At 71.5% G+C, this 21,689-nt stretch carries 23 protein-coding genes and 1 tRNA gene; 12 read left to right on the forward strand and 12 right to left on the reverse strand.

Annotated features, from left to right (window positions below):
• From VNM44_RS08980 to dnaA, 6 genes are all read right to left on the reverse strand, one after another.
• A partial coding sequence (locus VNM44_RS08980; protein ID WP_325625266.1) for a DNA gyrase subunit A occupies positions 1 to 511 on the reverse strand: 511 nt, incomplete at its 3' end.
• A complete protein-coding gene (gene gyrB / locus VNM44_RS08985; protein WP_325625268.1) occupies positions 504 to 2,885 on the reverse strand; it encodes a DNA topoisomerase (ATP-hydrolyzing) subunit B in 2,382 nt (793 codons plus the stop codon). The genes VNM44_RS08980 and gyrB, both read right to left, overlap by 8 nt.
• Before the next feature lie 60 nt (positions 2,886 to 2,945).
• Complete coding sequence (locus VNM44_RS08990) at positions 2,946 to 3,407, reverse strand: DUF721 domain-containing protein (RefSeq protein ID WP_325625270.1); 462 nt, start codon at positions 3,405 to 3,407, stop codon at positions 2,946 to 2,948.
• On the reverse strand, positions 3,407 to 4,462 hold the full coding sequence (gene recF / locus VNM44_RS08995) for a DNA replication/repair protein RecF (protein WP_325625273.1): 1,056 nt from the start codon (positions 4,460 to 4,462) through the stop codon (positions 3,407 to 3,409). Before recF ends, VNM44_RS08990 begins: the two co-directional genes overlap by 1 nt.
• Before the next feature lie 21 nt (positions 4,463 to 4,483).
• Complete coding sequence (dnaN, locus tag VNM44_RS09000) at positions 4,484 to 5,611, reverse strand: DNA polymerase III subunit beta (RefSeq protein ID WP_325625275.1); 1,128 nt, start codon at positions 5,609 to 5,611, stop codon at positions 4,484 to 4,486.
• 159 nt (positions 5,612 to 5,770) lie between these two features.
• Positions 5,771 to 7,129 carry a chromosomal replication initiator protein DnaA gene (gene dnaA, locus VNM44_RS09005; RefSeq protein WP_325625277.1) on the reverse strand — a complete coding sequence of 453 codons (1,359 nt, stop codon included), beginning with the start codon at positions 7,127 to 7,129 and terminating at the stop codon, positions 5,771 to 5,773.
• Between the two features lie 333 nt (positions 7,130 to 7,462).
• On the opposite strand from dnaA, the gene rpmH reads away from it, so the two are divergent.
• The 10 genes from rpmH to VNM44_RS09055 all read left to right on the forward strand — a co-directional run bounded on the left by rpmH (position 7,463) and on the right by VNM44_RS09055 (position 12,937).
• Positions 7,463 to 7,597 carry a 50S ribosomal protein L34 gene (gene rpmH / locus VNM44_RS09010; protein ID WP_325625280.1) on the forward strand — a complete coding sequence of 45 codons (135 nt, stop codon included), beginning with the start codon at positions 7,463 to 7,465 and terminating at the stop codon, positions 7,595 to 7,597.
• Positions 7,598 to 7,605: 8 nt separating this feature from the next.
• Positions 7,606 to 7,956, forward strand: coding sequence for a ribonuclease P protein component (gene rnpA, locus VNM44_RS09015; RefSeq protein ID WP_325625283.1), 351 nt, complete (start codon positions 7,606 to 7,608; stop codon positions 7,954 to 7,956).
• On the forward strand, positions 7,953 to 8,213 hold the full coding sequence (gene yidD, locus VNM44_RS09020; protein WP_325625286.1) for a membrane protein insertion efficiency factor YidD: 261 nt from the start codon (positions 7,953 to 7,955) through the stop codon (positions 8,211 to 8,213). The genes rnpA and yidD overlap by 4 nt, the downstream gene beginning before the upstream one ends.
• A complete protein-coding gene (locus VNM44_RS09025; RefSeq protein WP_325625289.1) occupies positions 8,210 to 9,043 on the forward strand; it encodes a YidC/Oxa1 family membrane protein insertase in 834 nt (277 codons plus the stop codon). The genes yidD and VNM44_RS09025 overlap by 4 nt, the downstream gene beginning before the upstream one ends.
• Positions 9,040 to 9,726: an RNA-binding cell elongation regulator Jag/EloR gene (gene jag / locus VNM44_RS09030; RefSeq protein ID WP_325625292.1), complete on the forward strand. Its 687-nt coding sequence runs from the start codon at positions 9,040 to 9,042 to the stop codon at positions 9,724 to 9,726. Before VNM44_RS09025 ends, jag begins: the two co-directional genes overlap by 4 nt.
• Before the next feature lie 70 nt (positions 9,727 to 9,796).
• A complete protein-coding gene (locus VNM44_RS09035; RefSeq protein WP_325625294.1) occupies positions 9,797 to 10,387 on the forward strand; it encodes a 16S rRNA (guanine(527)-N(7))-methyltransferase RsmG in 591 nt (196 codons plus the stop codon).
• A 190-nt stretch (positions 10,388 to 10,577) separates the two neighbouring features.
• Positions 10,578 to 11,336, forward strand: a complete 759-nt coding sequence (locus VNM44_RS09040) for a ParA family protein (protein WP_325625296.1) — start codon at positions 10,578 to 10,580, stop codon at positions 11,334 to 11,336.
• Positions 11,320 to 12,168 (forward strand): ParB/RepB/Spo0J family partition protein, encoded by an 849-nt coding sequence (locus VNM44_RS09045; RefSeq protein WP_325625297.1) that lies wholly within the window; start codon positions 11,320 to 11,322, stop codon positions 12,166 to 12,168. Before VNM44_RS09040 ends, VNM44_RS09045 begins: the two co-directional genes overlap by 17 nt.
• Positions 12,169 to 12,214: 46 nt before the next feature.
• A tRNA-Ile gene (locus tag VNM44_RS09050) sits at positions 12,215 to 12,288 on the forward strand.
• 118 nt (positions 12,289 to 12,406) lie between these two features.
• A complete protein-coding gene (locus VNM44_RS09055) occupies positions 12,407 to 12,937 on the forward strand; it encodes a bifunctional nuclease family protein (RefSeq protein ID WP_325625299.1) in 531 nt (176 codons plus the stop codon).
• Here the strand turns inward: VNM44_RS09055 and VNM44_RS09060 are convergent.
• From VNM44_RS09060 to VNM44_RS09070, 3 genes are read right to left on the reverse strand one after another with little or no spacing between them, the layout of a single operon-like run.
• The gene (locus tag VNM44_RS09060; RefSeq protein WP_325625302.1) at positions 12,934 to 13,197 is read right to left on the reverse strand and encodes a chorismate mutase; all 264 of its coding nucleotides are present in this window, start codon (positions 13,195 to 13,197) and stop codon (positions 12,934 to 12,936) included. The genes VNM44_RS09055 and VNM44_RS09060 overlap by 4 nt on opposite strands.
• Entirely contained in the window at positions 13,194 to 13,868 is a 675-nt protein-coding gene (locus VNM44_RS09065; RefSeq protein ID WP_325625305.1) for a type II CAAX endopeptidase family protein, read from the reverse strand. Before VNM44_RS09065 ends, VNM44_RS09060 begins: the two co-directional genes overlap by 4 nt.
• Positions 13,850 to 14,965 (reverse strand): mannosyltransferase family protein, encoded by a 1,116-nt coding sequence (locus VNM44_RS09070; RefSeq protein ID WP_325625308.1) that lies wholly within the window; start codon positions 14,963 to 14,965, stop codon positions 13,850 to 13,852. The genes VNM44_RS09065 and VNM44_RS09070 overlap by 19 nt, the downstream gene beginning before the upstream one ends.
• 188 nt (positions 14,966 to 15,153) lie before the next feature.
• Here VNM44_RS09070 and VNM44_RS09075 point away from each other — a divergent pair, with 188 nt between their 5' ends.
• On the forward strand, positions 15,154 to 17,232 hold the full coding sequence (locus VNM44_RS09075; RefSeq protein ID WP_325625313.1) for a transglycosylase domain-containing protein: 2,079 nt from the start codon (positions 15,154 to 15,156) through the stop codon (positions 17,230 to 17,232).
• Positions 17,229 to 18,443 carry a glycosyltransferase 87 family protein gene (locus tag VNM44_RS09080; protein WP_325625317.1) on the forward strand — a complete coding sequence of 405 codons (1,215 nt, stop codon included), beginning with the start codon at positions 17,229 to 17,231 and terminating at the stop codon, positions 18,441 to 18,443. Before VNM44_RS09075 ends, VNM44_RS09080 begins: the two co-directional genes overlap by 4 nt.
• On the opposite strand, the gene VNM44_RS09085 is transcribed toward VNM44_RS09080, so the two are convergent.
• From VNM44_RS09085 to VNM44_RS09095, 3 genes are all read right to left on the reverse strand, one after another.
• Positions 18,406 to 19,863, reverse strand: a complete 1,458-nt coding sequence (locus VNM44_RS09085; RefSeq protein WP_325625320.1) for a DUF2079 domain-containing protein — start codon at positions 19,861 to 19,863, stop codon at positions 18,406 to 18,408. The two genes, VNM44_RS09080 and VNM44_RS09085, sit on opposite strands and share 38 nt — an antisense overlap.
• Positions 19,860 to 20,927 carry a glycosyltransferase gene (locus VNM44_RS09090; RefSeq protein WP_325625322.1) on the reverse strand — a complete coding sequence of 356 codons (1,068 nt, stop codon included), beginning with the start codon at positions 20,925 to 20,927 and terminating at the stop codon, positions 19,860 to 19,862. Before VNM44_RS09090 ends, VNM44_RS09085 begins: the two co-directional genes overlap by 4 nt.
• 11 nt (positions 20,928 to 20,938) lie before the next feature.
• The coding region (locus VNM44_RS09095) for a glycosyltransferase (RefSeq protein WP_325625325.1) at positions 20,939 to 21,689 on the reverse strand (751 nt) is incomplete at its 5' end.

The raw sequence follows: 21,689 nt of genomic DNA on the forward strand, positions 1-21,689 counted from the left end.
GGACGCGCGCCGGCAGCACCGCCGGCTCCTGCAGCGAGCCGTCGTAGTTCGGCACCCACCCGACGGTGTCCTTGTCGATGTCCTCCTTCAGCATCTCCTCGGCGAACTTGGTGAGCCGCACTTCGGTGTACCGCATGGCGGCCGCGTTATCGCCGTCGATCGACCCGAAGTTGCCCTGGCCGTCGACCAGCGGGTAGCGCATCGAGAACGGCTGCGCGAGGCGGACGAGCGTGTCGTAGATGGCGGAGTCGCCGTGCGGGTGGTACGAGCCCATCACGTCGCCCACGATGCGCGCGCACTTCTTGTAGGGCCGGTTCGGCTGCATCCCGGACTCGTGCATGCCCCAGAGGACGCGCCGGTGCACCGGCTTGAGCCCGTCCCGGACGTCGGGCAGCGCCCGCCCGACGATGACGCTCATCGCGTAGTCGAGGTAGCTCGAGCGCATCTCCTGCTCGAGCTCGCGCGGCTCGATGCGACCCGCGCCGAGCGGTTCCCCGACAACGTCAGACATCGAGGAACCTGACGTCCCGTGCGTTCTGCTCGATGAACAAGCGGCGCGGCTCGACGGCGTCGCCCATCAGCATCGAGAAGACCGCGTCGGCGGCGGCGGCGTCCTCGACCTCGACGCGGAGCAGCATGCGGTTCGTCGGGTCCATCGTCGTCTCCCAGAGCTGCTCCGGGTTCATCTCGCCGAGGCCTTTGAAGCGGCTGATCTGCATGCCCTCCTTCGCGAGCTCGAGCGCCGCCGCGCGGAGCTCGGAGAAGGTGTCCGCAGTCGCGCTCTTCTTGCCGAACGTGACGGTGTACGGCGGAAGGCCGACGACTTCCGATGTCTTGGCGTAGGCGCGTCGGAGCGACGCGTACGCGGGATCGCCGAACAGCGCGGCCGGGACGTCGACGAAGCTGGTCGAGCTCGTCTCGACCTCGATCACCTTGACGCGCAGGAACTGCTCGAGATGGTCGGCCACGCTCAACTCGTAGCCGTTCGCCGGCATCGCCTTCACCAGCTTCTCGAGGCCCTTCGCGTCGGCGGCGTCCCCCTCGACGATCCTGTGGTCGACGACGAAGGCCGCGGCCGAGCCGTGGTCCGAGGCGAGCTTCGCCTGCCAGGCCTCGACGTCGCCGAGCTCGCGGGAGAAGCGGTTCCAGCGTGCCTCCGTGAAGGCGAGCTCGTCGCCGTTCCGGTCGACGACGGTCATGTCCTTGATCCGCTCGCGCGCGAGGAGCTCCTCGAGCTGGTGGTCCTTCTCGAAGTAGAGCTCCTGGCTCCCGAGCTTCACCTTGTAGAGCGGCGGGACGGCGATGTAGACGTGCCCGCGCTCGAACAGCTCCGGCATCGTGCGGTAGAGGAAGGTCAGGACGAGCGTGCGGATGTGCGCGCCGTCCACGTCGGCGTCGGTCATCACGATGATGCGGCCGTAGCGCAGGTTCTCGATCGCGAACTCGTCGCCGAACCCGGTCCCGATCGCCGTGATCATCGCCTGGATCTCGTTGTTCGAGAGAACCTTGTTGATGCGGTTCTTCTCGCTGTTGATGATCTTCCCGCGGAGCGGCAGGATCGCCTGGTAGGTGCGATCGCGTGCCTGCTTCGCCGAGCCGCCGGCCGAGTCGCCCTCGACGATGTAGAGCTCGCACGCGTCGGGGTCCTTGAGCGAGCAGTCGGCGAGCTTGCCGGGCAGCGACGAGTTCTCGAGCGCGCTCTTGCGGCGCGTCAGCTCGCGGGCCTTGCGCGCGGCGAGCCGTGCACGGGCCGCCGAGACCGCCTTCGTGATGATCTGCTTCGCCTCGGTGGGGTGCTCCTCGAGGAACTCGGCGAGCCGCTGGTTGACGACGGTCTTGACGAGACTCTCGATCGGCGGGTTGCCGAGCTTCGTCTTCGTCTGACCCTCGAACTGTGGGTTCCGCAGCTTGACCGAGACGATCGCCGCGAGCCCCTCGCGGACGTCCTCGCCCTCGAGGTTGTCCTCTTTCTCCTTGAGCAGGCCCTTGTCGCGGGCGTAGCGGTTCAGCGTGCCGGTGAGTGCCGCGCGGAAGCCGGAGAGGTGGGTGCCGCCCTCCGTCGTGTGGATGTTGTTCGCGAAGGAGAACACCGACTCGACGTACGACGTGTTCCATTGCAGCGCGACCTCGACCTGGCCGTCCTCGTTCTCGCCCTCGAAGTAGACGACGTGCTTGTGGACCGGCTCCTTGCCCGAGTTGACGTACCCGACGAAGTCGCGGATCCCGCCCTCGTAGTGGAACTCGTCGGTCTTTCCCTCGGGCCGCTCGTCGCGGAGAACGATCCTGAGGCCGCGCGTGAGGAAGGCGGTCTCGCGTAGGCGCTGGCTGAGCGTCGCGGCGGAGAACTCCGTCTCGTCGAAGATCTCGCGGTCGGGAAGGAACGAGATCGTCGTGCCTGTCTCCTTCGACTTTCCGACGACCTCGACGTCCCCCTGGGCCACGCCCCGGGCGAACTCCTGGCGGTACGCCTTCCCGTCGCGGCGGACCTCGGCGACGAGCCACTCCGAGAGCGCGTTGACGACCGAGACGCCGACGCCGTGGAGTCCGCCCGACACCTTGTAGCCGTCGCCGCCGAACTTGCCGCCCGCGTGCAGCTTCGTGAGGACGACCGTCAGGGCGGAGAGGCCCTGCTCCTCCATCACGTCGACCGGGATGCCGGCGCCGGCGTCGCGCACGGTGATCGAGTCGTCGGGATGGATCGTCACGTCGACGAGGTCGTTTCGACCAGCGAGGGCCTCGTCGACGGCGTTGTCGACGACCTCGTAGACGAGGTGGTGGAGGCCCCGCGGACCCGTGGAGCCGATGTACATCCCCGGTCGCAGACGAACGGGCTCGAGGCCCTCGAGAACGGTGATGTCCTTTCCGGTGTAGGCGGTCTCCGTCACGGCCCTCCTGAAAGAGAAAATGCCTGCAAAACAGGGGTTTTGCGGGCGTACTGAAGTATATCAGAGAGCGCGGTCGGCGCGACCGCGAGCGAGGCTCGCGGCGACCGCGCGACGGACCGCGTCGCGGAGGGCCGGATCCTCGATCCGGGACGTCATCGCGGTCGCCTCCGCCTCGTCGGCCGGGGTCGGCTCGGGCGCCTCCGACAGCGGATCGCTCTCGGCGCCGGGCGAGGGCACCGGGCCCGGCGCGAATCGGAGCGCCGGGGGCGTCGTGTCCCCGGCAGCCGCGCGCAGCTTCTCGCGGATCTCCTCCTCCATGCGCTGCAGCTCGAAGGCCCACGTCGAAGACACCGTCGTGACGTGCAGCGTCCCGTCGCGCGCGATCCGCTGCGGCCACGCGGCTCGCGCGATCGCGTCGCCGACCGCCGATGGCCAGGCGCGGGTCACCGCCGCCAGAACACCTGCGTCGGGGACTCCCGCGCCGCGCAGCGCACGGCGAACGGAGCCGTCGAGTCGCTCCATCAGCCCGGCCGCACCTCGCCGGGCGTCACCGCGAGCAGCTGGGCCGGCGCAAGTGGCAACGCTTCCGCCCCGGTGGCCGTGATGAGCGTCTGCCCGACGGACCCGACGCGCTCGCTCAGCCGCCGCCGCCGGTCGGCGTCGAGCTCGGAGAGCGCGTCGTCGAGCAGCAGGAGGGGCGGGACGCCGCCGTGTGAGGCGAGCAGCTCGGCCTCGGCGAGGAGCAGCGAGAGGACTGCCATTCGCTGCTCGCCCTGCGAGCCGAACGTCCGAAGGTCACGGTCACCCGAGAGGATCCGGATCTCGTCGAGGTGCGGCCCGGCGCCGGTCGTGCCGCGCTCGAGGTCCCGAGCCAGGCGTGCGTCGAGCGACTCCCGCGTGGGGGGCTCGGCGTCGTAGTCGAGCGTTGCCGCGGACAGGCCGAGCTCGGCGGATCGCTCCGCGAAGGGCGCGGCGAGGAGCTCGAGCACGCGGGCGCGAGCCTCGACGAGCTCCCGCGCGAGCGTCACGACCTGCTCGGTCCAGGGCTCGAGCGCTCCAGCGTCCGAGAGGCCGCCGGCGACCCGCCGCAGGGCCGCGTTCCGCTGCCCCAGGGCGGCGCCGTAGGCCGCGGGAAGCTCCGCCCGGGCGGGCAGAGCACGGGCGAGGACGCGGTCGAAGTAGGCGCGGCGGGTCGCCGGGCCGCCCTTGACGACCGCGAGGCGGTCGGGCGTGAAGGCGAGGGTGTGCACGCGCGAGCGCAACTCCTCCGCCGAGGCCACCGCCGCGCCGTTCAGGCGGATCCGCTTCGGCTCCCGGGTCGACAGCCGCACCTCCGTCTCGATTCGCACCTCTCCGCGGGCGCCCGCGACCCTCGCCGAGCCCTCGGCGGCTCCGCGGCGCACGAGCTGCGCGTCCTGGCGCGTCCGGAAGGAGATGCCCTGCGTCGCGACGTGGACCGCCTCGAGCAGGTTCGTCTTGCCGGCGCCGTTCGGTCCGGTGATCAGCACGAGCCCCGGCTCGAGGGCGAGGTCGAGCCTCGGGTACGAGCGGACGTCGCGGAGCGAGACCTGATCCACGATCAGGTCTGGGCTCCCCGGTTACCCCGCGAGGCGGATCGGCATGATCAGGTACCAGAAGGCGTCGCCGTCGGCGCTCAAGAGGCCCGGCCGGAGCGGGTTGATGAGCTTCAGCTGGACGTCGTCCGCCGTCACCGACTCGAGGCCCTCGCGCAGGAACTCGGCGTTGAACCCGATCTCGAGCGGCTCGCCGGCGTAGCCCACGGCGAGCGACTCGCGTGTCTCGCCCACGTCCTGGCTCTGGGCGGAGACGGTCAGCTCGCCCTCCGAGAACCGCAGGCGGAGCGGCGTGTTGCGCTGTGCCATCACCGCTGCGCGGCGGACGGTCTCGAGGAGCTCCGCCCGGTTCAGCTCGAGCTCGACGTCGAACGTCTCGGGCTTCAGCTGCGCGACGTTCGGGAACTGGCCGTCGATGCGGCGCGTCGTCAGCCACGCATCGCCGGCGCCGAAGACGACGTGGTTCTCGTTCACTCCGAGCTGGACGGACTCCGTCCCGGCGGCAACCCTCCCGAGCTCGTCGAGCGCGCGGGCAGGGATGATCGCCTCGAGCTCCGGGCCGGCCGCGGAGAGCTCCGTTTCCTTCACTGCCATCCGGTACGAGTCCGTTGCCGCCATCGTCAGGCGAGAGCCCTCGAAGCGGACGAGGATGCCCGTGAGCACCGGCCGCGACTCGTCGCGTGAGGCTGCTCTCGAGACCCGCTGCACCGTGTCGAGCAGCGACGTCGACTCGATCTCGTGGAGCGGAACGTCGATCGAGGGCAGACGGGGGAAGTCCTCGGCCGCGAAGACGTTCATCCGCCCCGAGTAGGCGCCCGACTCGATCGACGCGACGCCGTCCTCGGCGCGGTGCGCGATGGTCACCTCGTTCGCGGGGAGCAGACGCACGACGTCACCCAGGAGCTTCGCCGGCACGACGATCGCGCCCTCCCCCTCCACGGTCGCCGGGACGGTCGTCCGCAGCGAGAGCTCCATGTCCGTCGCCTCGAGCTCGAGGAGCCCGTCGCTCGCGCGCAGGAGGATCCCCGCGAGGACCTGCACGGCGCCGCGCGTCGAGGCCGCACGGGAGACGAGGGCGAGGCGACTGGCGAGCTCGTCGCGCGAAACGGTGACGCGGATGTCCGAGCCGACCGCGATGTCGGTTTCAATCATTTCTCTCTTAAACCTTTCGTGGTAGTCCATAGGGAGTGTGGACGACGGGGATGACGGAGGGAAACGCCGTGCTCATGCGGGATCGGGCGGTGGGTCCCGGACGCGGGGTTGTCCACCGGTCCCACGGCAAGGCCGGCGGCGACGCTGGTCGCGACGGTCTTATCCACGGTGCTTGATTCGCGCGGTGAGGTCTTGCACGAGGTTGTACACAGCTCTGTCCTCAGAGATCATGCGCGTGATCTTCGCGTTCGCATGCAGAACGGTGGTGTGGTCGCGGCCGCCGAACTCCTTGCCGATCTTCGGCAGCGACGCGTCGGTGAGCTCGCGCGAGAGGTACATCGCGACCTGCCGCGGGTAGGCGACCGCCTGGGAGCGACGCGGGCTCACGAGTTCCTGGACGGTGAGGGAGAACCGCTCGCACACGGCCTCCTGAATGAGAGCGATCGTCACTTTCGGAAGGTCGCCGCCCGACGGGAAGAGGTCGCGCAAGACCTGCTCGGCGAGATCGACGTCGAGCGGCAAGCCTGTCAGCGAGGAGAACGCGACGACGCGCGTGAGCGCGCCCTCGAGCTCGCGGATGTTGGTCGTGACGCGGCCGGCGATGAACGTGAGCACCTCCGGGTCGTCGACGACGATTCCGTCGGTCGTCACCTTCTTGCGCAGGATCGCGATCCGTGTCTCGAGGTCGGGCGGCTGGATGTCGGTGATCAGCCCCCACTCGAACCGCGAGCGCAGGCGCTCCTCGAGCGTCGCGATCTCCTTCGGCGGGCGGTCGGACGAGATGACGATCTGCCGTCCGGCCTCGTAGAGCGAGTTGAAGGTGTGGAAGAACTCCTCCTGGAAACGCTCCTTGCCCTCGAGGAACTGGATGTCGTCCACGAGGAGCACGTCGTAGGCGCGGTACCGGTGCTTGAAGCCCTCGATGCGCTTGTCACGCAACGAGTTGATGAAGTCGTTCGTGAACGTCTCACTCGTCACGTACCGCGTCGTCAGGCCCTTCGCGTGGACAGAGACGTAGGCGCTGATCGCCTGAAGGAGGTGCGTCTTGCCGAGCCCGGTGCCGCCGTAGATGAAGAGCGGGTTGTAGGCCTGCGCCGGCGCCTCCGCGACGGCGAGCGCGGCCGCGTGCGCGAAACGGTTCGACGAGCCGATCACGAAGTTGTCGAACGTGTACTTCGGGTTCGAGCCGGGCTGGGGCTCCGTCGACTCGGTTGCGGCGGCCGGCACGGCGACCTGGCCGTCGACGGAGGCCTGCGGCTCGCTGACGCGGAGGACGACCCGCAGGTCACGACCGACGACGTCCCGGACGGCACCGCGCAGAAGGCTCAGGAAATGGCTCTCGATCCACCCGCGCGTGAAGTCGTTCGGGACTCCGACGACGAGAGTGTCGTTCTCGAGCGACTCCACCGCCGCGGCCGCGAACCACGTCGCGTACGTCGGCTCGTTCAGCGTCTCCCGGAGTCGCCGGGAGACGTCCTCCCAGACGCGGTCGGCGGTCGGCGGGACGGGGTTCTCCACGCGGTGGTCGGCGCTCCTTCGGGTCGCAGGAAGGGGCCGGAGCATACCACCCTCCCGACGCCGCGTCCGGGTGCCGAATCGCACCGCAGCGGTGGATAAAATACGCATATTTGCAGGATGTTCTCTCGTCTCCACACCGATCTCCACAGCTGTGGAAAACGGTGCGGTCGCCGCCCGTTCCGGCGACAGCCGTTCGCCGTGAGCAGCCGTTTCGATCCGGCAAGCAACCTGTCACGTTGTGGATAACCGGGTCCTTCGGAGGCTCGTCTATACTCCCCGCTCCGCCGCGCCGTCAGGGCGTGGAACGGCTCATCCCAAGGACGCCTCTCCACCGTGAAACGCACGTACCAGCCGAACGTCCGCCGTCGCAAGCGCAAGCACGGCTTCCGTGCGCGCATGTCGACGCGGGGCGGCCAGGCGATTCTCAAGCGCCGCCGCGCCAAGGGGCGCAAGCGCCTGTCGGCGTAGACCGCCCCGTGGAGCGACGGCAGCGCCTGTCCCGTTCCCGCGACTTCGACGCGGTCTACCGGCAGGGACGGTCGGTCTCGACGCGATCTGTGACGCTCCACTGGTTCGCTCGTGAGGACGACGCCGACGGCCCGCCCCGGCTCGGCCTCGCCGTGCCTCGCGCCGTCGGGACGGCCGTCACGCGAAACCGCATCAAGCGGCAGCTCCGCGCGGTGTGGTCCGAGCTCGCCGACAGCGTCCCGGCGGGGCGGGACTATGTCCTCGTCGCGCGGTCGGGCCTCGCGGAGGCCGCGTCGAGCCGCGACCACGCCTGGCTCGTCGATCAGGTGCGCGAGGTGATCGGCAAGGTGCAGGCATGAAGTGGATCGGCATCGGCCTCGTCCAGGCCTGGCGGCACTCGTTCGGCCTCCTGACGCCCTCCGGCACGTGCAAGTACCACCCGTCGTGCTCGCAGTACGCGCTCGACGCGTTCCATGAGCTCGGCCTCGTTCGTGGGGGCATCCTCGCGTGCTGGCGGCTCCTCCGCTGCAACCCCTGGAGCCACGGCGGCGTCGACCGGGTCGCCGACCGCAGGCTGTTCCGCCCACGGGAGCACGGGAAGGGCGTGAGCACGTGATCGGCGTCTTCAGCCCACTGAAGCCGATCGAAGACCTCCTCACGAACCTGCTCGAGTGGTTCCACTCGACAGCGGGGCTCTCGTGGGCCTGGTCGATCGTGGCCCTCGTCGTGCTCGTCCGCCTCGTGCTCGTCCCGGTCACGGTGCGCCAGATCCACTCGATGCAGAACCTCCAGGCGCATGCGCCGGAGATGAAGGAGATCCAGCAGCGCTGGAAGCACGACAAGCAGCGGCAGAACGAGGAGTTGATGAAGTTCTACCGCGAGAACAAGATCAATCCGGCCGCGTCCTGCCTGCCGATCGTCCTCCAGATCCCGATCTTCATCTCGCTCTTCTACGTGCTGAAGGGCTTCGAGAGAGAGGTCTTCCCGAACTACCCCGGCTCGAGCCTCGACTTCCTCGGTCTCGTCGACATCACCCAGTCGACGAAGGACAGCTGGGGGCCGCTCCTGCTGGTCGTCTACGTCGCGAGCCAGCTGACGTCGTCGTACTTCATGGCCGCGACGATGCAGAAGGCGCAGCGGATCATGCTCATGGTCCTCCCGATCGTCTTCATCCCGTTCATCCTCAACTTCCCGTCCGGCCTGATGATCTACTGGCTGACGACGAACCTCTGGACGACGGGGCAAGGGGTCGTGACGCGGCGCATGATGCCGCGGCCCGATCCCGGGCTGAAGAAGAGCTCGCGCACGCCACCCAAGGAAGAGCCCGCTCCGGCAGGGAAGCGAAAGGGCGTCCCTCCGGGCCGTGACGTCGCCTCGTCCGCGCCCGTGGCAGGGCCTCCCCGTCGCGTGAAGCGAAAGCGGAGCGGCGGGAGCAAGCGGCGGTGACCGACGAGCTCTCCGTCGAGGCGACGGGTGAGACCGTCGGCGAGGCGAAGTGGTCGGCGCTCCGCGAGCTCGAGCAGCGCGCCCCCGGGATCGACCGCGAGGCAGTCCGCTTCCAGGTCGTCAGCGAGGGCGAGCGCGGGCTCCTCGGCGTCGGCTATACGCCGGCCCGCGTCGTCGCAATGGTCGAGCGGCCACCGGCCGCGCCGGCTCCGCGCGACGAGAGTGGAGAGGCGACGGTCGCGCGCGAGTTCCTCGAACGGACCCTCGCGGCGCTCGGCGTCGTGGGGACCGTCGCGGTCGAGGAGGGCGACGAGGCGGTGACCGCGACCGTCGCCGGGCCCGATCTCGGTGTGCTGATCGGCCGCCACGGGCAGATGATCGACGCTCTGCAGTACCTCGCGAACGCGATCGCGCACCGGGCGGTCGGCGACGAGCGGCGCAGGATCGTGATCGACGCGGCGGGGTATCGGGCACGCCGCTCGGCCACGCTCGAGGGCCTCGCCCGACGGGGCGCGGAACAGGCGTCGGCCACCGGCCGGCCCGTGGCGCTCGAGCCGATGAGCGCGGTCGAGCGCCGCCTCGTCCACGAGGCGTTGAAGGACGACCCCGAGGTCGAGACCGCGAGCGAGGGCGCCGAGCCGCACCGCTACGTCGTCGTGGTGCCGCGCCGCTCGGCGGACTGAGCCGCGACTGGCCGCAGTCCGGGCGCGGCTTCAGTCTCGCTCGTCTTGTTGCACGAGCGAGACTGCACGGATGCGGCGTGATGTCCTCGAGCGCTGGCTCGCCGCCGTGGTGGAGACCCCAGGGCTCACGGCCCTCCGCGACCCGGCTGCGGCCCGCCGCGTCCTCCTGGACGACGCGCTCCGCGGCCTCGCGCTCGTCGAGCGCGAGCAGGGCCCGCTCGTCGACGTGGGCTCGGGTGGCGGCACTCCCGGGATTCCGCTCGCGGCGTCGCTGCCGGGTCGCGAGGTCACGCTCCTCGAGGCCGAGCGCCGGAAGTGCGACTTCCTCGAGCGGTGGACGGTGGAGCTGCCGAATCTCCGTGTCTTGTGGGGCCGCGCCGAAGAGCAGCCGGTCGAGGCCTACGGCGTCGCCGTTGCGAAAGCCCTCGCGGACCCCCCGGTCGCCGCCGAGTGGTGCCTGCCGCTCGTCCACGAGGGCGGCGCGGTCCTCCTGTGGGTCGGGCCGACCGTCGACGCCGACAGGGTCGCGGTGGTCGCCGCCCGGCTCGCGGGCGGCCTCGAGAGCGCTCCCGAGGGCTTCCTGCTGATCCGCAAGAGGGGCCCCACACCGACGGGATTCCCGCGGCGAGCGGGCGTGGCGCGCAAGCGGCCCCTCGCCTGAAGGCCGACGCTCTCCGTCAAGGGCCGAAGCACGCCGACTTGCTCGCTGCTCGGCATGGGCAAAGGGATCCCGGCCTGTGGAGCGATTCGTACAGAGACGGCACCGTTACCCCTTGACGGGAACCGGTGTCTGACACCGATCTCGCACTCGCGCCTCCGGCGGCGTCCGGGCGGCGGGCTACCGTGAACCGGTGCCCGCCCGCATCTACGCGATCGCGAACCAGAAGGGCGGCGTCGGCAAGACCACGACCGCCGTCAACCTCGCCGCCTGCCTGGCGGAGGCGGGCGAACGGTGCCTGATCGTCGATCTCGACCCACAGGCGAACGCCACGTCGGGGCTCGGGCTCCGGGCCAACGGCCACTCGACGCTCGACCTGCTCGACGGCGCACCGCTCTCCGAGCTCACGCTGCGCAGCCCGCTCGGCAACCTCGACCTCGTCCCGGCGAAGCCCGAGCTCGCGGCCGCGACGGTGCAGCTGTCCGCGCTCGAGGGCGGCGAGCGCTATCTCGCCGACGCGCTCGCGGACGAGGCGACAGAGCCGTACCGCTTCGTGTTCCTCGACTGCCCGCCGTCGTTCGGCCCGCTCACGGTGAACGCCCTCGCGGCCGCCGACCGGGTGATCGTCCCCGTCCAGGCCGAGTACTACGCGCTCGAAGGGCTCTCCCAGCTGCTCGGATCGATCGACCTCGTCAAGCGGAGGCTCAATCCCCGGCTCGGCGTCGCAGGGATCCTGCTGACGATGGTCGACGGCCGCACGCGGCTCGCGGAGGAGGTGGAGCGAGAGCTCCGCTCGCACTTCGGCGACCTCGTGTTCACCCAGACCGTGCCCCGCTCGGTGCGTCTCGCAGAGGCTCCGAGCCACGGGCTGCCCGCGATCGCCTACGACCGCCGCTCGGCCGGCGCGGAGGCCTACTGGAAGGTGGCGATGGAGCTTGTCGAGCGCACCTGAGACCCCCACTCCTCGTCGCGGCCTCGGTCGCGGGCTCGAGGTCCTCGTCGGCGGCGGCGCCCGCGACACGGATCTCCTCCACCTCCCGGTTGCGGCGATCCATCCGAACCCGCGACAGCCGCGGCGTCGCTTCGAGCCCGAGGCGACCTCGGGTCTCGCCGCGTCACTGCGTCACCAGGGAGTCCTGCAGCCCATCGTCGTCCGTCCCCGCCCCGAGGGCGGGTACGAGCTCGTCGCCGGCGAGCGACGCTGGCGCGCCGCCCGCGAGGCCGGCCTCGAGACCCTGCCCGCCCTCGTCCGCGAGGCGAATGACCGCGAGACGCTGCTCCTCGCGCTCGTCGAGAACGTCGCCCGCGAGAACCTCTCCCCCGTCGAGGAGGCCCGCGCGTACGCGACGCTCGTCGACGAATTCGAGCTCTCCCTCGGCGACGTCGCGGAGCGGGTCGGGCGATCGAAGCCGAGCGTCTCGAACCGCCTCCGCCTGCTCGAGCTGCCCGAGGAGGTGCTCTGGATGCTCGCTCGGGGAGAGCTGACCGAGGGCCACGCACGCGCGGTGCTCGCTCTTCCCGAGGACGGCGCTCGGATCCGGCTCGCCCGCCGCGCGGCCCGCGACGGCATGACGGTGCGGGCGACCGAGCGCGCTGCGCAGGAGGGCGGCGCCCGCCGCCGTCCCCGCGGGACCCCGGTCGACCCGGCGCTGGCGGAACGGGCCCGTGCCGCGGCCGAGCGCCTGACGGGCCTCCCCTCCCGCGTGTCGGCCGGGAAGCTCGAGCTGCACTTCGGCGACGAGACACGCCTCGCCGAGCTCGTCGAGGCGCTCGAGGCGCTCTGAGTGCGGGCGGGCCGAGAGCGCCGACCGCTACACTCGTCAGCCGCGCGGGCGATTAGCTCAGTCGGTTAGAGCGCCGCTCTGATAAGGCGGAGGCCCCTGGTTCGAGTCCAGGATCGCCCACCTCTCGTGGTGCGGGGCGCAAGGGGCGTGAGGACGTGGCTTCAGCCTCGCCCCTCTTCCTGCCGAACGGCGCTCGGTTTCCCCGTATGGGCCCAGGGCTACACTGGGACCGAGGGTCATGCAGGAGATGACGGTCTACGGGGTGAGCTTCGACCTCGCCGGCAAGCAGCCGATCGTCCTGCTCCGGACCGCGGAGGGACGCACCTACCTGCCGATCTGGATCGGCCATCCCGAGGCCGCGGCGATCCTCATGCGGCTCCAGGGCCAGGAGCCGCCACGCCCGCTGACGCACGACCTGGCGTGCTCGATCATCGACCTGCTCGACGCGCAGGTCGACCGGGTCACCGTGACCGAGCTGCGGGACAGCACCTTCTACGCGCGCATCACGCTCGTCCGGAACGGGTCGGAGATCGAGGTCGACTCCCGCACCTCCGACGCGATCGCGATCGCGCTGCGCGCCGACGCGAAGATCTACGCGGAGGACGAGGTGATCGAGGAGTCGGGCGTCGAGTTCGAGGGCGACGAGCCCGACCTCGACTACGCGCACCGCGTGAGCCTCGGCGAGGTGGACATGGACGAGTTCCGTCAGTTCCTCGACACGGTCTCACCCGACGAGTTCGCGACCGGCCAGGACGAGCCGCCGGCCTAGCTCCCAAGCTCCTCCTTGGTCAGGTCGAGCAGCTCGGTGACGAGCCGCTCGAGCCCGTCGGGACTGAGCGGCCCTTCGTTCGCCGCCGCGAGCGACTCGCGCAGGCGCGCCTCCCGCTCCGGGTCGACTCTGGGGGCTCCCTGTTCCTCCTTGACCTGCCACAGCTCCGCAACGAGCCGGAGCCGCGTGTTGACGCGCCCGACGATCTCACGATCGTTCTCGGCGATGCGCGCCCGGAGGTCGTCGAACGCGCCGCTCACACCGTCACCGCCGCGATCAGGGCGATCCCGTTGAACAACGCATGAAGCATCATCGTCGGATAGACGCTGTCCGTCCGCAGCCGCAGCCACGCGAGGATCGCGCCGAAGATCGTGAGCACGGGGAGCGCTTCGACGAGCCCGTGCGCAAGTCCGAAGGCAAGCGCCGTGATCACGATCGCCGCCGCGGCCCCGTGGGCATCGCGCACCGCGGCGAAGCCGAGGCCGCGGTACGTCAGCTCCTCGACGAACGGCGCCACGCCCGCGACGACGACGAAGTTCGCCACGAACGGCGCGGCGCGGCTGGAGTCCCAGCTGTCGGGCACGAGCCCCTGCTCCTCGCCGGCCTTGAGGAAGACGTTGAGGATCGCGCCGATCACCCAGATGGAGACGAGCGCCGCGACGAGCCAGCCGACTGCGCGCGCCCACGAGCTCGGCCGGCGCAGCCCGAGGGTCGCGGGCGCAATGCCTCGCGAGAGGAGGAGCACGACGGCGAGGATGATCGCGTACTGGACCACTCCGCCGACCGCCGTGGTCCACTGGTAGAGGACATCCTTCGGGGGGTCGCCACCGGCGATGTTCGCCGCATACGACAGAGCGGCGAGGACCGTGACGAGGATCGTCCAGCCGAGCAGCCGCGACCGCGGCACTTCCGTCAGGCGACCCAGTACCACAGCGCCCATCGAACCACGCCGACCGCGAGGCCGGCGCAGAGAACCGCGACCACGACGGCGTGCACCCGCCGGTCCCGGGCGAGGTAGGCCAGCGCCACGAGACATGGAAACGCGGCGAGCGCGAAGCGGGGAAAGGAGTAGAGCCCGCCGAGCCGCTCGGACGGCAGCGCCATCGGGATTGCGAGCGCCGCGAGCGCGTAGAGGCCGTACGGCGCGCCCAGCAGGCGCCAGGCGACGACGGCGAGCGCGAGCATCGCGACCGCGAGGACCGGGCCGACGACGTCGCCCTCGCCGATCGCCTGCACCAGGCCGCCGAGCGGGCCGAGCGGCGCGAGCGACCGCTCCCAGAGGCGCTGCGCGTCGAGGAACGCCAGCCCGTGCCCGACCCATGCCTCGAGGACGGCGGGAAACACGAGGAACATGGCGATCGGGACCGCGAGCAGGGCGAGGTTCCGCCCTCGTCGCTCCGAGCGCCAGGCGTAGATGCCGAGCGCGGGAAGGAGCGCCACCCCCTGGGCGCGCGTCAGCAGGGCGAGCCCGGCCGTGAACGCCGACCAGCCGAGCCGGCCGCGCTCGGCGAGCACGAACGTCCCGACGGCGAGCGCCAGGAAGAGCGACTCCCCGTAGACCGCACCGAGGAAGAACGACGTCGGGAACAGCGCGAGGTAGAGCACCGACCGTCGCGCGACGAGCGGCCCGAGGCGCTCGCGCACCAGGCGGTGGAGCAGCACGAAGGCGGCTGCGCACGCGGCGAGCGAGACGACGAGCCCCGCGAGCAGGAAATGGTCGCCGAGCACGCGGCCGAGGCCGGCGACGAGCAACGGGTAGAGCGGGAAGAAGGCGGGGGTGCTCGAGGGCCAGCTGTAGCCACTTTCCGCGATGCGGATGTACCAGTTGCTGTCCCAGCGCGCCCAGACGTCGACCGCGGCGCCGAGCTCGTGCAGACGGGCCGTGTCCCACGGCCCTCGCCGCGGGTTCAGGTGGTCGTCGAACAGCAGCACGGTCCCCGCGGCGACCACCCAGAGCGCGAGCCTGCTCCACAGGAAGATCCAGAGAGCGGCGAGCGCCGGCCTCGACGATGCGGGCGCGGCGCGCACGGTTCGACGATAACCGCGCGGAGAGCAGACGAGGGGTCCGAGCGCGGGAAGGGAAACCCTGTCCGAGACATGGCTACCATCGCTGCATGAGCCGTTCGAGGCGCCCTCGTCCGGCCCGCCCGCCGGCCCCGGCGATTCGCGTCCGCCGACGCCGCCCGAAACCGAAGAGGGGCCGGAGGCTCGCGTTCGTGGTGGTCGCTCTGGCCGTGGTGCTCGCCGCGGCCGGAATCGCGACGGGCGCGGCGGTGCTGGCGCTCGGGCCTCGCTGCGACCTCGACGCGCTGCACCCCGCGCGCATCGGGCAGAACACGTTCGTGTACGCGGCGGACGGGTCGCGTCTCGGCGTCATCCCCGCCGAGCGGAACCGCCAGGTCGTGCCGCTCGGCCACGTCTCGCCGTGGCTCACGAGGGCGACGGTCGCGATCGAGGACCGCCGCTTCTACGACCACGGCGGCGTCGACGCCGAGGGGATCGTCCGGGCGCTCTGGCGCGATGTGAAGGCCGGAAAGGTGGTCGAGGGCGGGTCGACGATCACGCAGCAGCTCGTCCGGACGCTCTACATCTCGAACGAGCGGACGGTCGAGCGGAAGGTGACCGAGGCCTGCCTCGCGGTGAAGCTCGACGACGCGTGGTCGAAGCAACGCATCCTCGCGAGCTATCTCAACTCGGTCTTCTACGGCAACCTCGCCTACGGCGTCGAGGCTGCCTCGCGCACGTACTTCTCGAAGTCGGCCCGGTGGCTCACGCTTCCCCAGGCGGCGCTGCTGGCGGGGCTGACCCAGGCCCCGACGACGTACGACCCGCTCGCTGACCCCGTCCGCGCCGTGCAGCGGCGAAACCAGGTGCTCGCCGCGATGCTCGACGAGCGGATGATCACCGAGGGCCAGTACGCGTGGGCGCGCCGCCAGCCCATCGGGCTCCGCCCCGGGAAGCTCTACGAGCAGATCCGTGAGCCGTACTTCTTCGGGTACGTGCGCGACCAGCTCGTGAAGGCGTACGGGGCGGAGACGGTGCGTTCGGGCGGGCTCCAGGTCTACACGACGATCGAGCCCCGCTGGCAGCGCCTTGCGCGGCAGGCGATCCTCGGGACGCTGACACGCAGGAACGACCCTGCGGCCGCGATCGTCTCGATCAACCCGGCCAACGGCGCGATCCGCGCGATGACGGCCGTCGTCCCCGGCCGCGCGAACAACCAGTTCAACCTGCTCTCGCAGGCACGGCGGCAGCCCGGGTCGACGTTCAAGACCTTCGTCCTCGCCGCGGCGGTCGAGCGGGGGATGGATCCCGCGTCGACGTACTACGTCTCCGCGCCGTTCACGTATCGCCCGTCCGCCGTCGGCAACTGCGACGACGGCAGCTGGTGGTGCGTGCGGACGTACGACCAGAGCTACAACGGGTGGACGTCGGTCGAGCGGGCGACGCTTCGCTCGGACAACACCGTCTTCGCGCAGCTGACGCTCGACGTCGGGCCGACGCGCGTCGCCTCGCTCGCGCGGCGCCTCGGCGTGCGGACACCGCTCGAGGTCCGGGGCCAGGTCCCCCCTGCGCTCGGGCTGGGCTCGGTGGCCGTGTCGCCGCTCGACATGGCGTCCGCGTACGCGACGCTCGCCGCGGGCGGCATCTACAACGAGCCGACCGCGATCCGCCGGGTCGTCGTCAAGGGAAAGCCGGACGACCGGTGGGCCACGCACCACCGGCGGACGCGCGTCCTCTCCGACGGCGTCGCCTCGGTCGTGACGCGCATCCTCGAGGACAACGTGCGGTACGGGACCGGCACTGGCGCGGCCCTGAGCCGCCCGGTCGCCGGGAAGACCGGCACCACGGACAAGCACGCCGACGCCTGGTTCGTCGGCTACACGCCGGGCGTCGCCACGGCCGTCTGGATGGGCTACACGCGTGGCGAGATCCCGATGGAGAACGTTCACGGCATCTCGGTCTCGGGCGGCTCCTTCCCCGCGGAGATCTGGCGTCGCTTCATGGATCCGGCGCTCGCAGGCCTTCCGGCCCGTGACTTCCCCGCGCCGACGCAGGCGGTCTCGTTCCACTCCTGGCAGCGCGGGCCGTGGGCGCTCTCCTACGACCCGTACTACGTCGCCCCGTCCGCGCCGGCTCCTACTACGACGGCCGAGCCGCCGGCGCCGAAGCCCTCGGATACCGCCACCGCTGGAAAGGGCTCGCACACCGCCACGCCGCCTGCCGCAGCCGCCGCGACGGGCTCGTCGGGCGCCGGCCCGTCGACGAACAGCGGCCGTCCCGCCGAGCCGTGAGCCCCAGGGCGGCGCTCGCCGCCGGGTGCTCGGCAGCGGCCCTCGTCGGCCTCGCGTCCGCCCTCGCCTGGCGAGACGGATCTCCCCTCGTCCCTCGGGACGGAGGCCTCGCCGCGCAGGGCTCGGCGTGGGCGTTCCTCGCTCTGCTCGTCGCCGCCTTCTGCGCCTATCTCGCCGGCCTCGCGCTCCTGCGCCGCCGGGCCCTCGCGCTGCGAGCGGCGATCGCCGTTGCCGTTGCCGTGCAGCTCGTCCCCCTCGCCTCACCGCTTCTCCTCTCGACAGACGCCTGGACGTACTGGGGCTACGGCTGGATCGCAGCCGAGGGCGGCGGAAACCCCTACGTCGACCCGCCCTCGGCATTTCCCGAAAGCCCGGCCGCGGGGTACGTCGGCGCCGACTGGCGTGACACGACGAGTGTCTACGGGCCGGCCTTCACACTCGTCTCCGAGCCGGTCGCGCGGCTGGCGGGCTCGTCGCACGACGCGGCGGCGTGGATCTTCAAGGGGCTCGCGGCGGTCTGCGTTCTGGCGGCCACCGCAGCGGCCGCGCGGACGTCGCGGCGGCCCGCGCTCGCCGCGGCCTTCGTCGGCTGGAACCCGGTCATTGCGATCCACGCCGGAGGCGGAGGGCACAACGACGCGCTCGTCGGCGCGCTCGTCGCGGCGGCCGTCGCGAGCGCGGCCCACCGTCGCGCCGCACTCGGCGGCTCGCTCTGGGCGCTCGCGACGCTCGTGAAGTGGGTCCCGCTCGTCTTCTTCGCGCTCGCCGCCCTCGCGGACCGGGCACGGCGCCGCGCCACCGGGATGATCGGGCTCGCCGTGACGGCGGCGGCCGTCGGCGCGCTTGCCACGGTGCATTACGGGCTCGACTGGATCGGCGCGGTGGGGCCGCTCGCCGACAACGCGGTGCGGCAGACGAGCTACGCCCTTCCTTCGCGACTCGAGGACCTCGGTCTCCCGCACGGCGTCGCGCTGGCCGTCGCTCTCGCGCTGCTCGCGGCCGGCCTCGTCTGGCTCGCGCTCGACGCCCACCGTGGCCGCGCGCGGCTCGGGCGTGCCGCGTGCCTCGTGCTCGCGACCACGCCCTACCTCGTCGTCTGGTACCTCGCCTGGGCGGTCCCGCTCGCCGCGCCGGAGGACGACGACCGGCTCGCGCGACTCGGCGCGCTCGCCCTCACGGCGTACCTGCTCCCGCAGACGATCCCTCTCTGACGCGCTTCCGGAGTACCAGGATCCCGTCCTCGTCGAAGACAACGGTGAAGTCTCCGCGTGCGCGCAGCACGGCGAGCGCCCGCTCGAAGCGGACGGGCGCGTCCATCGCGTCGCGATAGCTCGGCCGCTGGCGGTCGACGGCGACCCACGTCGCCTCGCCGAGCACCGGAAAGCTGAAGATCCGGCGCCGCTCGGAGAGGTGGGCGCCGAGCGTGTTGCTCGCGCTCACGGCGGCGCCGGGTGGGACGAGCGCGAGCGCTCTTCGCGCGACCGCTGCGTGGTGGCCGACGACGTGCTCGTGCGTCCCGAGGTCCGAGCCGAACGGAACGTGACGCCAGATCGGCAACGGACCGAGCAGGACGCCCGCGAGAAGAGTCGAGAGCACGACCGCGCGGCCGTCCGGCCAACGGGCCCACGCGAACCGACGCCTGAGCCGCGCGGCGCCGAGGATCGCGGCGACGAAGAGGCCGGGCAGCGCGCCTGCGGTGTAGTGGAAGTGGATCGACGTCTGCGTCCGCGTTCCCGAGAGGAGGTTGAGCAGGAGCTCCGGCGCCGCCGTCAGGGCCGCGAGCGGCGCGAGGAGCGGCAGCCCGAGGAGCGGGAGGAGGAGGTCGGCGAGATAGGCGAGATCGTGGCCGCCCGTGACCTCCGACACGATCGCGCCGGGATCCGTCACGGCCGTCTTCGCGATCCCGCCGGGCGACCCGCCGACGGACTCGTAGCGACCCTCGAACGGCGACCCGCCGCCCGGCGCGAAGTGCGGCACCACGACGGTCACCGCGACGAGCGAAACGGCTGTCCCGACGACTGCGATAGCAAGACCCACGCGCCGCCCCTGCGGACGGAAGGCGTACCAGAGGCCCATTGCGGCCACGACGAGGCCGATCTGCTCCTTCGTCAGACAGGCGGTGCCGGCGACGAGCGCGAACGGCAGCAGCCGCCCCGAGTCGAGGAACCAGAAGCCCCAGAGCAGGAGCGGTGTCGCGAGCGCGACCGGATGGAAGTCGTCGAGCACGAGCCACTGCGTCGCGGGATGGAGCAGGTACGCGAGCGCCAGCCCGGCGGCGACCCACTCCGAGTCGAGATGCCGGCGGCCGAGCAGGTAGACGGGGACGGCTCCCGTCGCGACCGCCAGGCCCTGCGTCACGAGGAGGAGCGCCGGGTCGGGCCAGAGCCACCAGAACGGCGCAAACGCGGCAACGATCGGGTCGAAGTGCGCTCCGAGCCGCGAGATCTGCCTTCCCGTCAGGCCGGTGACCGAGAGGACGTCACCGTGGGCCGTCGACCACACGGCCTGGACGAGATTGCCGACGTCGAAGCGGCCGGTCCAGAAGGCGCGGTGCTGGAGCACGGCGAGCGACGAGAGACCGGCACCGAACGCCGCGGTGGCCGCGGCGACCACTCGCGCGGGCGTCGTCACGCGCGGGCCGCCGCGCGCTCGAGCAACGACCGCCAGTGCACCCCGAGCACCTCCTCGGAAGCCTTCCGCTCGTACGTCGTCCGGCCCGCCGCCGCGAGCCGTCGTGCGAGATCGGCGTCGGCCCCGAGGCGGCGCACGGCTTCCGCGAGAGCACGGGGGTCCCCGGCCGGGACGAGAAGCGCGTCGTGCCCGTCCGTGAGGAGCTCGCGCGCCGCGGCCGTGTCCGCGGTGATCACGGGACAGGAGCAGGCGAGCGCCTGGAAGACCTTGTTCGGGATCACGCGAGCGGCCTTCTCGCTCGTCCCGAAGATCCCGAGGCCGCATCCGGCGCCGCGGTACGCCTCGGGCAGTTCCTCGTACTCGAGCCACGGCACGTGCTCGACGTTCGGCGGGCGCCGCTCCAGGAGCTCGCCGTCCTGGCCCTCCCCGACCACGCGGAAGGGGACCTCCGGGACGAGCGCAGCCGCCGCGAGGATCGTCTCGAGCCCGTGCAGCGGGATCAGCTTGCCCACGAAGAGCGCATGGAACGGGCCGGGCGGGTGCCAGCCCGGCCGGAACAGCGGCTCGTCGGCGCCGACGAGCGCGACGGCCACGCTGTCCTCCGCGAGCCGGAACGTCCGCCGGAAGAAGGCCGCCTGCGCCTCGGTGTCCGCCACCACGAGATCGGCGCCGCGGAAGGCGCCGTTGTCGATTGCGCGGAGCACGCCCGCCGCCGGCGAGCGCGCCCCGAACCGGGCGCGGTCGCCGACCAGCGTGTCGTGGAGCGAGACGAGCGGGTTGAAGACGACCGGCCGCCCTCGGGCGATTCGCTTCGCCGCCGGCATGTCGAAGTGCCCCGGGTAGCCGACGAGCACGACGTCGGCGTCGTCCTCGCGTCGTCGCGCGAGCGCACCCTCGGCCCGAACGACACGGGCGAGCTGCGTGAGGCCGATCGACCAGTTGTGCCTGCCCCACACCTCGCGATGCCGCTCGACCACCGTGACCCCGGCGCCGCGCAGGCACGAGACGACCTGCGTGTTCCGGGGGGACGTGCGGTCGTACGTCCCGAAGTACAGGGCCTTCACGGGGGCGGTCGTCAGCGGAGGATCTCGTCGACGAGCCTCGAGCGGCGATCGTCGAGCGCGCGGAGACGCTCCCGGTGCTGGCTCGTGACGAGCTCGGAGAGCAGTCCGAGCGAGAGGAACTGGATCCCCACGACCACGAGCAGCACCCCGAGGAGAAGAAGCGGCCGCCGGCCGATCGGCTCGCCCGTCAGCTTGACGACCGTGAGGTAGACGAGGATGACGGTCCCCACGGAGCCGAGCGCGAGCCCGAGCCCTCCGAAGAGGTGCAGTGGCCGGTGCCGGTACCGGCTCATGAACGTCACCGTGAGCAGGTCGAGGAAGCCCCGGGCGTAGCGCTCCATGCCGTAGCGGCTGCGGCCGTGCTCGCGCGGACGATGGTTGACCGCGATCTCCGTCACCCGAAAGCCGAGGTCGTCGGCGAGGACGGGGATGAACCGATGCAGCTCGCCGTACAGGTCGAGCTCGTGCGCGACGTCCACCCGGAACGCCTTGAGCCCGCAGTTCATGTCGTGGAGCCGGACGCCGGACATCCAGCCCGTGACACGGTTGAAGACGCGTGACAGCACCCGCCGGACGACCCCATCGTTGCGGTGGACCTTCCAGCCGGTGACGAGGTCGTAACCCTCGTCGAGCTTCGCGAGGAGCCGTGGGATCTCCGCCGGGTCGTCCTGCAGATCGCCGTCGATCGTCACGACGACGTCGCCCTCGACCTCGCGGAAGCCGGCGTCCAGCGCCGCGGCCTTGCCGAGGTTGCGCCTCAGG

This window comes from Gaiella sp. (genome assembly GCF_035558935.1).
GTDB lineage: Bacteria > Actinomycetota > Thermoleophilia > Gaiellales > Gaiellaceae > Gaiella.